The 14,330-nt window shown below is 71.8% G+C and carries 14 protein-coding genes; 3 read left to right on the top strand and 11 right to left on the bottom strand.

Annotation, left to right across the window (positions count from 1 at the left end; translation table 11 throughout):
* Window positions 1-462 (bottom strand): MarR family winged helix-turn-helix transcriptional regulator, encoded by a 462-nt coding sequence (locus ACEXQC_RS07125; RefSeq protein WP_374819902.1) that lies wholly within the window; start codon window positions 460-462, stop codon window positions 1-3.
* A 177-nt stretch (window positions 463-639) separates the two neighbouring features.
* On the opposite strand from ACEXQC_RS07125, the gene ACEXQC_RS07120 reads away from it, so the two are divergent.
* The gene (locus ACEXQC_RS07120; RefSeq protein WP_374819900.1) at window positions 640-2,148 is read left to right on the top strand and encodes an MDR family MFS transporter; all 1,509 of its coding nucleotides are present in this window, start codon (window positions 640-642) and stop codon (window positions 2,146-2,148) included.
* A 175-nt stretch (window positions 2,149-2,323) separates the two neighbouring features.
* On the opposite strand, the gene ACEXQC_RS07115 is transcribed toward ACEXQC_RS07120, so the two are convergent.
* Complete coding sequence (locus ACEXQC_RS07115; protein ID WP_374819898.1) at window positions 2,324-3,004, bottom strand: response regulator; 681 nt, start codon at window positions 3,002-3,004, stop codon at window positions 2,324-2,326.
* Complete coding sequence (locus ACEXQC_RS07110; RefSeq protein WP_374819896.1) at window positions 3,001-4,758, bottom strand: sensor histidine kinase; 1,758 nt, start codon at window positions 4,756-4,758, stop codon at window positions 3,001-3,003. The genes ACEXQC_RS07115 and ACEXQC_RS07110 overlap by 4 nt, the downstream gene beginning before the upstream one ends.
* Before the next feature lie 185 nt (window positions 4,759-4,943).
* On the opposite strand from ACEXQC_RS07110, the gene ACEXQC_RS07105 reads away from it, so the two are divergent.
* Both ACEXQC_RS07105 and ACEXQC_RS07100 read left to right on the top strand, forming a co-directional pair.
* A complete protein-coding gene (locus ACEXQC_RS07105) occupies window positions 4,944-6,359 on the top strand; it encodes a cation:dicarboxylate symporter family transporter (protein ID WP_374819894.1) in 1,416 nt (471 codons plus the stop codon).
* 24 nt (window positions 6,360-6,383) lie between these two features.
* Window positions 6,384-7,658, top strand: coding sequence for an MFS transporter (locus tag ACEXQC_RS07100; RefSeq protein WP_374819892.1), 1,275 nt, complete (start codon window positions 6,384-6,386; stop codon window positions 7,656-7,658).
* A 37-nt stretch (window positions 7,659-7,695) separates the two neighbouring features.
* Here the strand turns inward: ACEXQC_RS07100 and ACEXQC_RS07095 are convergent, their stop codons facing one another.
* From ACEXQC_RS07095 to ACEXQC_RS07060, 8 genes are all read right to left on the bottom strand, one after another.
* The gene (locus ACEXQC_RS07095; protein ID WP_374819891.1) at window positions 7,696-8,646 is read right to left on the bottom strand and encodes an aldo/keto reductase; all 951 of its coding nucleotides are present in this window, start codon (window positions 8,644-8,646) and stop codon (window positions 7,696-7,698) included.
* Between the two features lie 17 nt (window positions 8,647-8,663).
* Window positions 8,664-9,014 carry a hypothetical protein gene (locus ACEXQC_RS07090; protein WP_374819890.1) on the bottom strand — a complete coding sequence of 117 codons (351 nt, stop codon included), beginning with the start codon at window positions 9,012-9,014 and terminating at the stop codon, window positions 8,664-8,666.
* Window positions 9,011-9,601 carry an Asp23/Gls24 family envelope stress response protein gene (locus ACEXQC_RS07085; RefSeq protein WP_374819888.1) on the bottom strand — a complete coding sequence of 197 codons (591 nt, stop codon included), beginning with the start codon at window positions 9,599-9,601 and terminating at the stop codon, window positions 9,011-9,013. Before ACEXQC_RS07085 ends, ACEXQC_RS07090 begins: the two co-directional genes overlap by 4 nt.
* Window positions 9,598-10,164 (bottom strand): RNA polymerase sigma factor, encoded by a 567-nt coding sequence (locus ACEXQC_RS07080; RefSeq protein ID WP_374819886.1) that lies wholly within the window; start codon window positions 10,162-10,164, stop codon window positions 9,598-9,600. The genes ACEXQC_RS07085 and ACEXQC_RS07080 overlap by 4 nt, the downstream gene beginning before the upstream one ends.
* A gap of 43 nt (window positions 10,165-10,207) precedes the next feature.
* The gene (locus ACEXQC_RS07075) at window positions 10,208-11,014 is read right to left on the bottom strand and encodes an ABC transporter ATP-binding protein (RefSeq protein ID WP_374819884.1); all 807 of its coding nucleotides are present in this window, start codon (window positions 11,012-11,014) and stop codon (window positions 10,208-10,210) included.
* Window positions 11,011-12,093, bottom strand: coding sequence for a FecCD family ABC transporter permease (locus ACEXQC_RS07070; protein WP_374819882.1), 1,083 nt, complete (start codon window positions 12,091-12,093; stop codon window positions 11,011-11,013). Before ACEXQC_RS07070 ends, ACEXQC_RS07075 begins: the two co-directional genes overlap by 4 nt.
* Window positions 12,090-13,043, bottom strand: a complete 954-nt coding sequence (locus tag ACEXQC_RS07065; protein WP_374819880.1) for a FecCD family ABC transporter permease — start codon at window positions 13,041-13,043, stop codon at window positions 12,090-12,092. The genes ACEXQC_RS07070 and ACEXQC_RS07065 overlap by 4 nt, the downstream gene beginning before the upstream one ends.
* Before the next feature lie 135 nt (window positions 13,044-13,178).
* The gene (locus ACEXQC_RS07060) at window positions 13,179-14,216 is read right to left on the bottom strand and encodes an iron-siderophore ABC transporter substrate-binding protein (RefSeq protein ID WP_374819878.1); all 1,038 of its coding nucleotides are present in this window, start codon (window positions 14,214-14,216) and stop codon (window positions 13,179-13,181) included.
* Window positions 14,217-14,330: the final 114 nt, after the last annotated feature.

The raw sequence follows: 14,330 nt of genomic DNA, 5'->3' as shown, positions 1-14,330 counted from the left end.
TCAGCTCTCGTGCGGCTGCATGCCCGACGCGGCCTCGAGGGCGTCGAGCGACTCCACGAGGGTGTCGATCGTGTCGACGTCGAGCTCCTCGAACAGCTCGAGCACCCGCAGGGCGCGCTCCGAGCGGGCCTTGTCGATGGCAGCCACCCCCGCCTCGGTGGAGCTGAGGAAGAACGAGCGGCCGTCGGCCGGGTCGGCCGTGCGCTCCACGAGTCCGCGGCTCTCGAGATCGGTGAGCAGCCGGGTGACCGTAGGAGCGGCCACGCGCTCGACCCTGGCGAGATCGCCCGGGCGGATCGAGCCCGACGCCACGATGGTGCCGAGCGCCGAGATCTGGCCGGGCGTCAGGTCGCCCGTGTAGCGGATCCGCCGGTTCAGCCGGCCGATCGCGTGCGCGAGCCTGGCCGCCGCCTCGGCGCGGGGAGAGGTGTCGGCGCTCCGGGTTCCGGCCTCGTTCGTCATGGGGACGAGTCTCGCACACCGGAGAGGGGCTATGATGTTGACACTGTTCACATTCTGGAAACATCATTGTCGGAGGAATACGCGACACTGGACGCGACGTTCACCTCACCGAGGCCGCGCGTCCGCCTCCGTCTTCGCTCCCCGCCTCCGTTCGCACCTCTACGACAGGATCACCCCGTGACCGACATCTCCACGTCTGCCCCGAGCTCCTCCGAAGCCGTGCGCATCGAGAAGCGCAACAAGCTCGTGATCAACCTGCTGCTCGTCTCGGCGTTCGTCGTCATCCTCAACGAGACCATCATGGGTGTGGCGATCCCGCACCTCGTGACCGACCTCGGCATCACCGAGGTGGCGGCGCAGTGGCTCTCCACCGCCTTCATGCTCACCATGGCTGTTGTCATCCCGATCACGGGCTTCCTGCTGCAGCGCTTCAACACCCGCCCCGTGTTCATCGCCGCCATGAGCCTCTTCAGCCTCGGCACGCTCATCGCCGCCGTCGCACCCGGCTTCGAGATGCTGCTCGTCGGCCGCGTGGTGCAGGCGACCGGTACCGCCATCATGATGCCGCTGCTCATGACGACCGTCATGACACTGGTGCCGCCGGCCACCCGCGGGCGCACGATGGGCAACATCTCGATCGTGATCTCGGTGGCCCCCGCCATCGGGCCCACCATCTCGGGCATCATCATGAGCACGCTGTCGTGGCGCTGGATGTTCATCCTCGTGCTGCCGATCGCCGTCGCCTCGCTCGTGCTCGGCTTCCTGCGGGTGCAGAATGTCACCACGCCGCGCAAGGTGCCGATCGACGTGATCTCGGTGATCGCCTCGGCCATCGGCTTCGGCGGATTCGTGTTCGGACTCAGCAACATCGGCAGTGCCACCGCGAGCTTCATGTCGAGCTGGCTGCCGCTGCTCGTGGGCCTCGCCGCGCTCGCCTTCTTCGTGGCACGTCAGATCTCGCTGCAGAAGAAGGATCGCGCCCTGCTCGACCTGCGCACCTTCCGCTCGCGCACGTTCACCGTGTCGGTGCTGCTGCTGGGCGTGAGCATGATGGCGCTGTTCGGCACCATCATCGTGCTGCCGTTCTACCTGCAGGGAGTGCTGGGGCTCGATGCCCTCGCCACCGGCCTGCTGCTGCTGCCCGGCGGCATCACCATGGGTGTGCTCGCGCCGTTCGTAGGGCGCGCCTACGACCGCGTGGGGCCGCGACCCCTCGTGATCCCGGGCGCCATCATCGTGAGCGCCGTGCTGTGGGGGCTCACCATGGTGGGAGCCACCACGCCCGTGTGGGCCGTGCTCGGCGCGCACGTGGTGCTGAGCGGTGGCCTCGCCCTCATGTTCACGCCGCTCTTCACGGCGGGGCTCGGGTCGCTCCGACCCAAGCTGTACTCGCACGGTTCGGCCATCATCGGCACCGTGCAGCAGCTCGCCGGCGCCTCGGGCACCGCGGTGTTCGTGGCCGTCATGGCGGGAGTCACCGCCTCATCGCTGGCCTCAGGATCGACGCAGCTCGCCGCCTCGGCCAGCGGCATCCAGGCCGCGTTCCTGTGCGGCGCGATCATCTCGCTGCTGGGCGTGGCCGCCTCGCTGCTGGTGCGCCGGCCCGCCGAGGTCACCACCGACGAGGGGGAGACGATCTCGGCTGAGGCCGGCGCCGCTTCAGAAGGCGTGCCGTTCGCTCACTGAGCGTGATCCGCTCGGCGACCTCCCGTTAGAACTGGGGCGGCTCGGGCGACGTCGGTGGAGCGTCAGGGGTGCCTTCCGGCGGGGTCGGGGGCAGGGGCGGGGTTGTGGGGGGAGGTTCTGTTGACATGCTGGGGACCCTACTCTCCGTTGCGCGCGGATGGGGTGCCGCGGGTCATCACGGGAGGCGGTACTGGGACTGGGGGCGGCCCGGGGTGCCGTAGCGGTGGGATCGGAGGGCTGCTCCTGTGGCGGTGAGGTGCTCCAGGTAGCGGCGGGCCGTCACTCGGGAGAGGTCGAGGCGGTCGGCCAGCTCTGCGGCGGAGAGGCCGTCGGGGGATGCTTCGCGCAAAGCCGTTCTCACGAGGGTGAGGGTCTCGGGGGAGAGGCCTTTGGTGAGGTGGGCTCCCGGGTCGCTGCGGAGGGCGGCCAGGGAGGAGTCGACCTCGTGCTGGTCGGTGACGACCGAGTCGGCGAAGCGGTCGTGGAAGTCGCGGTAGGCGGCCAGCTTCTCGGCGAACGACGCGAAGCCGAAGGGCTTGATGAGGTACTGCACGATGCCCAGCGAGACCGCCGAGCGCACCACCGCGGCATCGCGCACGGCCGTGACCGCGATGACATCCGTCTCCACGCCTGCCGCACGCAGGCGCCGGCAGAGCTCGATGCCCGTGGTGTCGGGCAGGTTGACGTCGAGCAGGATGAGGTCGAAGGGGTGCGGGTCGTCGCGCAGCAGACGGATCGCCTCCGCGCCCGTGTGCGCGACACCACCCACCTCGAAACCGTCGAGCCTGCCCAGGTAGGCGGCGTGCGCCTCCGCCGTGAGCGGTTCGTCGTCGACCACGAGCACACGGATGCTCATGCGCGGGCTCCCGTGGAGGGCTGCGGCTCGGCGCTGCGGAGGGGGAGGTGCACGGTGAAGCGCGATCCGTCGACCGTGATGGTGCCCCCGAGACGCGTGACCGCCTGGCGCACGAGGGCGAGGCCGATGCCGCGCCTGGTGGTGGGGGAGCCGGTGGTGGCCTGGGACTGGGTGGGCGCGGACTGGGTGGGGGCGGACTTGGTGGGTGCGGACTTGGTGGTGGTGCCGAGTTCGAAGAGGTGGGCGGCGAGGGCCGGGTCGGGGCCCGCGCCGGTGTCGTCGACCGCGACGGTGAGGCCGGCGGGCGAGGAGGAGACGGCGACCCGCACACGCGGCTCGGAGGTGCCCGCCACGGCGTCCATGGCGTTGTCGAGCAGGTTGCCGACGATCGTGATGAGCTCGCGCGGGGGCAGGAGCGAGGCCGGGAGGCGCTCGGGGATCTCGACGTCGAGGGCGATGCCGCGCTCGGCCGCCTGCGCCGACTTGCCGAGCAGCAGCGCGAGCAGCACGGGCTCGTCGACGGCCGTGAGCACCCGATCGGCGAGCCCTTGGCTCAGCTCGAGCTCCGAGAGGGCGAGCTCGGCGGCCTCGTGCGGCCGGTCGAGCTCGATGAGCGCGATGATCGTGTGCAGCCGGTTGGCGAACTCGTGGGCCTGGGAGCGCAGCGCATCCGAGAGCGTCGTCATGGTGGCGAGCTCACCCGCGAGCTCCTGCACCCTCGTGTGGTCGCGCAGGGTGGTGACCGTGCCCACGAAGCCCGGGGCGGCGGCGCCGCGGCCCACCCTGTCCCGGCCCACCCTGTCGCGGCCCGCCACCCGGTCGCGGCCCACCACCCTGTCGCGGTCGACCACGAGAACGTGCGTGCCGGTGATCACGATCTCGTCGACGGCCACGGCGTCGTCGGTGAGCAGCGCGGCGATGGGCGGCGGCAGCTCGAGAGCGGCGGGGTCGAGCGGTCGGTGGCGCGTGGCGGGCGTGGGCTGCGGCAGGCCGAGCAGCTCGGCCGCGCGATCGTTGTAGAGCACGAGCTCGCGCGCGGCGTTCTGCAGCACGAGCCCCTCGCCGATCGAGTGCAGCACGCCCTCGTAGTAGGCGAACATGCGGCCCATCTCCTCCGCACCGCGGCCGTCGGTGACCCGCCGCAGGTAGCGGCTGAGCGCCCACGCCGCCGCCCCGCCCACCAGCACGGCGATGCCGGCCGCCACGAGCACGGTGGCGATCCGCTCGCCGAGGGCGACCTGGGTGGCCGACACCGTGATGCCGGCGGCCACGAGCGCCACCACCTCGCCCTCGGTATCCCGCACCGGCACCACCGCCCGCACCGAGGGGCCGAGCGTGCCCGTGTAGGTCTCGGTGAAGGCCTCGCCCTCGAGCGCTGTGTCGATGGTGCCGAGGAACTCGCGGCCGATCTCGGCCGGGTCGCGGTGGGTGAGGCGGATGCGGTCGGGGGTCATGATGGTCACGAAATCCGTCTGCGTCGCCGCCATCACGTCGACCGCGTACGGCTGCAGCAGGTCGCTCGCGGCGTCGCGGGCGGCCTGGCGCGGCGCGGCACCGAGGCCGGCCACGGCGTCGAGCACGAACGGATCCTGGGCGAGCGTCTCGGCCACGGCGAGGCTGCGGGCCGCGGCGTCCTTCTCCACGTCGGCGCGCGCATCCGCCCAGCTGAGGGCCACCGCCGCCGCGGCGAGCACGAGGATGACCACGAACTGCACGGCGAAGAGCTTCGTGGCGATGCTCCACCGACCCACCATGACGACCTCACTGCTCCGTTGCGTGTGCTCTAGAGCGTAGGCATTCCGCGCCCGCTCCGGGGGGATCGGCTCGCGACCACTATGACCACAACCGCTGCCCGCCCGCCCGGCGCGCGCATCCTGATGCCACGCACATCCGCGACCCGCAGAACCCGTGACTCAACGAAGAGGAAGAGGCAGCAGCAATGGCGCTCAGCACAAAGACCGACGGGCGGAAGCCCCGCCGTCGCATCGACTCGTCGCACTACCTGTACATCGCCGTGATCGTCGCCGTGGTCGGCGGCGCGGTGGTGGGGCTCACCGTCCCGGAGTTCGCCGTGGGGCTCAAGCCGCTCGGCGACGCCTTCGTGGGGCTCATCAAGATGATGATCGCCCCCATCATCTTCTGCACGATCGTGCTCGGGGTGGGATCGGTGGCGAAGGCCGCGACCGTGGGCAAGGTGGGTGGGCTCGCGCTCGGCTACTTCATCATCATGTCGACCTTCGCGCTCGGCATCGGCCTCGTGGTGGGCAACCTCATCCACCCGGGCGAGGGCCTGAACATCGGCGCGAGCAGCTACGACGCCGGCGATGCCAAGGCGGCCACGACCACCGAGTTCCTGCTCGGGATCATCCCCACCACGATGGTCTCCTCGCTCACGGCGGGCAACATCCTGCAGGTGCTCTTCGTGGCGCTGCTCGTGGGCTTCGCGCTGCAGAAGATGGGCGCGAAGGGCACTCCCATCCTGGGCGCGATCCGGCAGATCCAGGCGCTCGTGTTCCGCATCCTCTCGATGATCATGTGGGTGGCGCCGATCGGTGCCTTCGGCGCGATCGCGGCCGTGGTGGGCAACACCGGGTTCGCCGCCATCATCGGGCTCGGCACGCTCATGATCGCCTTCTACATCACGTGTGCGCTGTTCATCGTGGTGGTGCTCGGCTCGCTGCTGTGGCTCGTGGCACGGGTGAACATCTTCCGCATGATGAAGTACCTCGGGCGGGAGTACCTGCTCATCGTCTCGACCTCCTCGAGCGAGGTCGTGCTGCCGCGTCTCATCGCCAAGATGGAGCACGCCGGGGTCTCGAAGCCCGTGGCGGGCATCACCATCCCCACCGGCTACTCGTTCAACCTCGACGGCACGGCGATCTATCTCACGATGGCGTCGCTCTTCATCGCGAGCGCCATGGGCACCCCGCTGGCCATCGGCGAGCAGATCTCGCTGCTGCTGTTCATGATGATCGCCTCGAAGGGCGCGGCCGGCGTGACCGGTGCGGGGCTCGCCACGCTCGCCGGAGGACTGCAGGCGCACCGGCCGGACCTCGTGGACGGGGTGGGTGTGATCGTGGGCATCGACCGCTTCATGTCGGAGGCGCGGGCGCTCACGAACTTCACCGGCAACGCCGTGGCGACCCTGCTCGTGGGCACGTGGACCAGGGAGCTCGACCGCGAGCAGCTCACCGCCGTGCTCGACGGATCGCGCCCGTTCGACGAGACCACCATGAGCGTCGACGACCACCTCGGGGCCGACGAGAAGGCGGAGGTGGCGGCGGAATCCGATCGCCCCTCCACCGCGGCCATCGCGGCGATCGTGGGCGACATGGAGAAGACGCCCCGCCCCTGACCATCGCGGCGCTACGATCGGCGCATGAGCGCCACGGGAGCAGGAGTGGGAGCGAGGCGGCGGCTGCACCCGGCGTGGGTGGTGGCCGCCGTCGCGTTCCTCGCCCTCGTGGGCGCCGCCGGGTTCCGGGCGGCGCCCAGCGTGCTCATGCTGCCGCTCGAGGAGGAGTTCGGCTGGTCGCGCACCGAGCTCTCCCTCGCGGTGACCGTGAACCTGCTGTTCTACGGCATCATGGCGCCCTTCGCCGCCGCTCTCATGGCGAGGTTCGGCATGCGGGCGGTCACCACGTGCGCGCTCCTGCTCGTGGCGGCGGGTGCTGCGCTCAGCATCCTCGCCACCGCGCCGTGGATGCTCGTGCTCACCTGGGGCCTCATGATCGGCCTCGGCACCGGATCGATGGCCCTCGTCTTCGCCGCCACCGTGGCCGACCAGTGGTTCGTGGCGCGGCGCGGTCTCGTGGTGGGTGTGCTCACGGCCGGCAGTGCGACCGGTCAGCTCGCCTTCCTGCCCTTCATCGCCATCCTCGTGGAGGAGCAGGGCTGGCGGCAGGCCTCGCTGCTCGTGGCCGCGGGGGCCTTCGCCGTGGTGCCGCTCGTGCTGATCTGGCTGCGCAACCGGCCCGCCGACCTCGGCACCACGCCGTTCGGGGCGCCGGCCGGCTGGAAGGCGCCCGTGCGGGTGACGGGCAACCCCGCCCGCACCGCGATCAGCACGCTGGCGCGAGCGGCGAGGAAGCGCACGTTCTGGGCGCTCGTGGCGGGCTTCGCCATCTGCGGCGCCACCACCAACGGGCTCGTCGGCACCCACTTCATCCCCAGCGCCCACGACCACGGCATGCCCGAGACCACGGCGGCCGGGCTGCTCGCGGTGGTGGGGATCTTCGACATCGTGGGCACGATCGCCTCGGGCTGGCTCACGGATCGGGTCAACCCGCGCATCCTGCTCGCCGTCTACTACGCGGGGCGGGGGCTCGGGCTGCTCGTGCTGCCCTTTCTGCTGTCGGAGGCCGTGCATCCGCCGATCATCGTGTTCGTGGTGATCTACGGGCTGGACTGGGTGGCCACCGTGCCGCCGACCGTGGCGCTCTGCCGGGAGCTGTTCGGGGCCGATGGGCCCGTGGTGTTCGGGTGGGTGTTCGCGGCGCACCAGGTGGGGGCGGCGATCGCGGCGACGGTGGCGGGAGTGGTGCGCGACAGCACGGGGGAGTACACGCTCGCGTGGTTCGGGGCCGCGGGGCTGTGCGCCGTGGCGGCGGTCGTGAGCATCTCGATCGCGAGGCGACCGCGCGTCGACGCCTGAGGCTCGGGGCTCGGGGCTCGGCCTCAGGTCTCATGTTTCAGGTCCAGGGGCGGGCTGCGCGGGCCGCCCAGTACTCGTGCGGGGGTTCGGCGAGGGCCGCCAGGCGCTCGGGGTCGACGCGCGGGGGCACCGCGGCCACGTTCTGCCGCAGCTGCCGGCGGGTGACGGCGCCCGTGAGCACCACGTCGGCCCACGGATGCGCCACCGCCGCCCCCACGGCGAGACCGGCGAGCGGCTGGCCGTCGGCCTCGGCGAGCCGGGCGGCGGCGTGCGATTCTGCCGGCTGCTCTGTGAGGCGGCCGTTCGCGAGCACCTCCTTGACCACCACGAGCCAGCGCGCGTCGTTGGCGCGGGCGAGCGCGTCGCCCGCCGAGGGCTCGAGCAGGTTCCACGTGGTCTGCACGGCCGAGAACGGGGTGTCGCGGCGATCGAGCACGCGGTCGATGAGCTCGCCCTGCTGCGGACCGCTCGTGGAGAAGCCCACCCGCACGCCCGAATCCGCGAGCCGACGCAGCCGGTCGAGCAGCGCCCTGTCGTCGAGGGCCGGGCTGTCGAGGGTGAGGGAGTGCACGAGATACACGTCAGGTGCGCTGCCGAGCGCCTCGAGCGACTCCGGCCACTGCCGATCGAAGCGGCGGAGGCTGTGCTCCTTGTGTTCGTGCTCCGCCGCGTGCATGCGCCAGTCGCCGCGGTACTCGTAGCCCCACTTCGAGCCGATCGTCAGCTCCTCGCGCCTGCCGGGGTGGAGTGCGAGCCACGAGCCGAGGAACCGCTCGGCGAACCCGTACGAGCGCGCGGCGTCGACGTAGCGGATGCCGAGCCACCAGGCCGCATCGAGCAGCGCGTGAGCACGGTCGCGGAGAGCCTCGACCGAGCGGTCGTCGGCCTCGCCCAGATCCTCCGCCCGGCCGGCGGTGATGTACGCGGGCCGCCCCACGGCCGCCAGGCCGAGCCCCAGCCGCGACGCGATCCCCTCGACGTCCGGCACGGTCTGCGACGCGGGCGTCAACCGACCTGGGCCACAGAGACGCGGATGCCCGCCACCGAGGATCCGGGTTCGCTCGTGGCGAGCTGGGCGGCCACCGCGTCGTAGACGGCGCGGCAGGTCTCGGCGGCCGAGAAGGAGTGGTCGACACCGATCGAGAGGGTCACGGTGATGCCGCCCTCCCCCTCCTCCACGAGCACCGTCTGCGGGGTGCGCTGCGTGAGCAGGGCCACGGCGGTGTCGAGCACGGCCTTCGGTGCGAGCACCGTGGGGAACACCCCGGTGACCCCGGGAACGGTCGAGGCGGTGGCGAGCAGCTCGGCGGCCAGGGTGGGGGAGGAGGAGAGGGCGTCTGCTCCGGTGGTGGTCATCGGTTCTCCTCCGGGGCTGCGGCCGGGTCGGGGTGCACGTCGTGCACCGTGATGTCGATGGCCTCGATCACGAGTTCGGTGTGGGTGGCCAGGGCGGTCGCCACGCGCTCGCGCAGACTCGTCGTGGTCTCGGGGATGCTGTGGCCGAGGTAGACGGTGGCGTCGATCGAGACGGTGATCGGCTCGCCGGGGGTCGTCACATCGCCCTGCAGGGCGGTGCGCCCCACGATGAGCCCGTCGACCGTGTCGCTCGCCGCCCGCACGAGCCCGCGCACCGACCCCTCGGTGATGCCGAGGTCGGCCACGGGGTCGGGGTGCGAGAGCGGGATGCGCCGGCCGGCGCGGGCCTCGCGACCGATGTTCTGCAGGATGCCGCCGATCCAGCTCTCGTCCGGCTCCGGCTCGAGCGTGGCCTCGGCCTCGAGCAGGAGCTGCGAGGTGGAGCGCAGCCGCACGAGCGCGTCGAGCGCGATGCGGCAGCCGGGCGAGTTCTCGATCGACGGGTCGTAGGGCTTGCGGCCGGCGTCGAGGTAGTCGCTGAGCTCTTCGATCGTGTGACCGTCGAGATCGTCGCGGTCGTCGTTCATCGCCATCCCTCCATCTCCCGGATCAGATTCTTGCGTGCTCGTGCGATGAGGCCCCGCACGGTCGAGGCGGGCAGGTCGAGCTCCTGCCCGATCTCGATGTAGCTGTACCCCGAGACCTCGCGGAGCACCCAACATCGGCGCTGCTCCTCCGGCAGACCGCCGAGGGCGGTCGAGAGGGCCTCCTCGAGCGAGTTGGCCTGCGCCTGGGCGTGAGGGCTCCGCTCCTCGGGGGCCGGGGCGGACTCCAGCTCGTCGATGTCGGCGATCTCGCGGCGGCGACGGATGCGGTCGATGCTGCGGTTGGCGACGATCCGCATGAGCCACGTCTTGACGCTCGCCAGGTCGGTGAGCGTCGGCAGCTTCGACCAGGCCTGCACGAAGGCCTCCTGCACCACGTCGTCGACATCCGAGTTCGACCCCAGGATGCGGCGGGCGTAGACGCGCATGAGCCGGCCGTACCGGCGCACGAGCACCTCGAACGCCCGCACGTCGCCGTCGGCGGCACGGCCCGCGAGGGTGCGGTCGTCGGCCTCCTCGAGGTTGCGCAGGCCGATCTGGTGCATGCCCCCATCCAACACCAGGCACCCGGCACGCGCGACCCGCCCGTCAGCCGCCGACCGTGTGGTGGCGGCCGATGGGGAGCATGAGGGGCTTGCCGGAGACGGGGTCGGGGATGACGCGGCTGTCGAGGCCGAAGACCGTGCGCACGACCTCCTCGGTGAGCACCTCGGCGGGGGTGCCCGAGGCGTGCACGCGGCCGTCGGCGAGGGCCACGAGGTGGTCGGCGTAGCGAGCGGCGAGGTTGAGGTCGTGCAGCACCATCACGATCGTGGTGCCGCGGCGGTGGTTGAGATCGGTGAGCAGGTCGAGCACCTCCACCTGGTGGCTCACGTCGAGGAAGGTCGTGGGCTCGTCGAGCAGCAGCAGCTCGGTCTGCTGGGCGAGCGCCATGGCGATCCACACGCGCTGCCGTTGACCACCCGAGAGCTCGTCGACGGGTCGGTCGGCGAGGGAAGCCGTGTCGGTGGCGTCGAGGGCCTCGGCCACCGCCTCGTCGTCCGCGGCGCTCCACCTGGTGAAGATGCCCTGGTGCGGATGCCGGCCGCGGCCCACGAGATCGGCCACCGTGATGCCCTCCGGGGCGATCGGCGACTGCGGGAGCAGGCCCATGGTGCGGGCCAGCAGCTTGGCCGGCATCCTGTGCACCTCCTTGCCGTCGAGCAGCACGTGGCCCGCGCGCGGCGCGAGCAGCCGCGACATCGAGCGCAGGAGCGTGGACTTGCCGCACGCGTTGGCGCCCACGATGGCGGTCACCCGGCCGGCGGGCACGGCCAGGTCGAGGCCCTCGATGACCGTGCGGTCGCCGTAGCCGAGACTGAGCTTCTCGGCGGCGAGCGTGTGGGCGGTGGTCACAGGGAGCCTCCCCGGCGGTTGGTGCGGACGATGAGGTAGATGAGGTACGGCGCCCCGAGGACACCCGTGATGACACCCACGGGGTAGCGGGTGCCGAACGCGTACTGCCCCACGAGGTCGGAGACGAGCACGAGCAGCGCCCCCACGAGGGCGGCGGGCATGAGAAGGGAGTTGCCGGCCCCCACGATGCGGGCGGCGATGGGGCCGGCGAGGAACGCCACGAAGGCGATGGGCCCCGCCGCCGAGGTGGCGAACGAGATGAGGCCCACGGCGGCCACGATGGCGATGAGCCGCGTGCGGTCGACCCGCACACCCAGGGCCGAGGCGGTGTCGTCGCCGAGCTGGGTGGCCGCGAGGTTGCGGGACTGGCCGAGCAGCACGGGGGTGAGCAGCACGAGGGCCACGAGCACGGGCAGCACCTGGTTCCAGCTCGCGCCGTTGAGGCTGCCGGTGAGCCAGCGCTCCGCCTCCTGCAGATCCCACTGGGCCGCTTGCGAGAGCACGTAGGCGGTGAGGCTGTTGAGCATGGCCGCCACACCGATGCCGATGAGGATGAGCCGTGTGCCCGCCACCCCGCTGCGGTACGAGAGCCCGTAGACGAGCAGGGCCACCGCGAGGCCGGCGGCGATGGCGAACGCCGAGACCCCCGTGGCGCCGAGCGAGAGGGTGACGATGGCGAAGGCCGCCGCCGCACTGGCCCCCGAGCTGATGCCGATGATGTCGGGGCTCGCGAGCGGATTGCGCAGCATGGTCTGGAACGTCACGCCGCCGAGTCCGAAGCACAGCCCGGTGAGCACCGCGAGACTCGCGCGCGGCAGGCGCAGTCGCCCCACCGTGAAGGTGGCCCCTGGCGCATCCCCGCCCAGGATGACCGTCACGACGTCGGCGGGCGGGTAGAAGGTCTTGCCCACCATGAGCGAGAGCGCGTACACGGCGACGATGAGCACCACGAGCACGGCCATGGTGATGCCCGCGCGGGTGCGGCGGGACCGGCGGATGCGCGCGACGGCGGCCGAGGTGGCCGAGGGCGAGGTGATCCCGGTCGAGCCGGTCGTCGCCGGGCTGGTCGCCGAAGTCACAGGGCCCTGACCTTCTGCCGGCGCACGATGTAGATGAAGACCGGGGCGCCGATGAGCGCCGTGATGATGCCCACATCGATCTCGGAGGGGCGCGCCACGATGCGACCGAGCACGTCGGCGCCCGTGAGCAGCGCAGCCCCCACCACGGCCGAGTAGGGGAGCAGCCACCGGTGGTCGACCCCCACGATGAGCCGGCACGCGTGCGGCACCACGAGGCCCACGAAGGCGATCGGCCCCGTGACGGCCGTGGCCGCACCGCACAGCACGACCGAGCCGAGCGCGGCGGCACCGCGGGTGAGCGCCACGCGCTCGCCGAGGCCCGCGGCGAGCTCGTCGCCGAGTGCGAGGGAGTTGAGGCCCTTGGCCGAGAGCAGGCAGATGGCGAAGCCCACCACGAGGAACGGCAGCACCTGCTGGGTGCCCGCCGGGGTGGCCCCGCCCACGCCGCCCACGAGCCAGGCGCGGGCCGCTTCGCCGATGTCGGCGCGCGGCAGCACCACGGCGCTGATGAGCGAGGTGAGGGCCGCGGACGTCGCCGCCCCCGCGAGCGCGAGCTTGAGCGGCGTCGCACCGCCCCGCCCGAGCGAGCCGACCGTGTAGACGAACACGGCGGCGATGGCGGCACCACCGATCGCGACCCAGATCTGGGTGGAGGCGGAGGCGATCCCCGCGAACGCGATGAACGTCACGACGGCGAGCGAGGCGCCCATGTTGATGCCGAGCACGCCGGGGTCGGCGAGCGGATTGCGCGTGACCCCCTGCATGACGGCCCCCGAGACGCCGAGCGCCGCCCCCACGAGCACCGCGAGCAGCGTGCGCGGGATGCGTGTGACGACCGCCGCGGGGCCGAACCCGTCGGTGGAGCCGCCGAGGGCGGCGAGCACGTCGGCGAGGTCGACCTCCCGCGATCCGACGAGCACCGACGCGACCATCACACCGGCCAGCACCACGAGCGCTCCCGCGATGCCGAGCGCCCGAGGCGGGGGTGACCGGCCCGGTGGTGGGCCTTGTGGTGGGCCGGTCGGGGGAAGGCCCTCCGGCGGTGGCGTGGGGGGCCACCGCCGGAGGCTTCTGTGGGCTCGGGATCACTGCGCCTTGTCGGCAGCGGCGGCGAGCAGCTCGAGGTAGTCGTCGAGCACCCACGAGATCGAGAGCGGCGTGGGGTTGGCGGCGGTGCCCAACGGGCTCGTGCCGGGGAGGTTGACGATCGCGCCGTTGGCCACGGCGGGCACCTGCGAGAGCAGCGGGTCGCCCTCGAGGGTGGTCACGAGCTCGTCGCCGCCGTAGGTCACGATCACGTCGACGTCGGCGAAGGTGTCGGCCTGCTCGGCGCTGACCGTGAGCGAGAAGTTCTCGGTGGTGGCCGAGGCCTCCGCGATGCTCCCCGGGGTCACGAGTCCGAGGTCCTCGAAGAACGCGGCGCGGGTGTCGTGGCTCGTGTAGAAGCTCACCTCGCTGAGGTCGGCGGAGTCGACGTGGGTGAGGAACATGGCCGAGGTGCCGTCGAGCTGCGGGTACTCCGCGGCCGAGTCGGCGATCTCCTGCTCGAGCTCGGCGACGAGGGCGTCGCCCTCCTCGGCCATGCCGAGGCCCTCGCTGTTGAGGTGGATCATGTCGCGCCACGACGTGCCCCACGCGGTCTCGGGGTAGGCCACCACGGGAGCGATCTCGCTGAGTGTGTCGTAGTCCTCCTGCGTGAGGCCCGAGTAGGCGGCGAGGATGACATCCGGGTCCGTGTCGGCCACGGCCTCGAAGTCGATGCCGTCGGTCTCGTCGAAGAGCACGGGCGTCTCGGCGCCGAGCTCCTCGAGCTTCTCGTCGACCCAGGGCAGCACGCCGTCTCCGTCGTCGTCGCCGAAGTTCGCCGCCGCCATGCCCACGGGCACGATGCCGAGGGCGAGAGGCACCTCGTGGTTGGCCCAGTTGACCGTGGCCACACGCTCGGGCTTCGTCTCGATCGTGGTGGTGCCGAGGGCGTGCTCGATGGTGATGGGCGTGAAGCCGGAGCCGTCCGACGAGCCGGAGGCCGCATCCGATCCGGCCGAGGAGCTGGAGCAGGCGGCGAGGCCGGCGGTGAGGACGGCTGCCGCCGAGAGGGCGAGCAGACGAGGAGCGCGGGGCATGGGTGCCTTTCGATTAGGATTGCCTAACCAAACTAGCTGGGCCCGCCGCGCCTCGCAAACGCATCGCCGGGCGACGTCAACTTCGCCCGCGAGGTGTGACGAATCCGTCGTCCC

Origin of the sequence: Herbiconiux liukaitaii (genome assembly GCF_041927495.1) — a bacterium.
Lineage (GTDB): Bacteria > Actinomycetota > Actinomycetes > Actinomycetales > Microbacteriaceae > Herbiconiux > Herbiconiux liukaitaii.
This window is presented reverse-complemented; position numbering and strand designations above follow the sequence as displayed.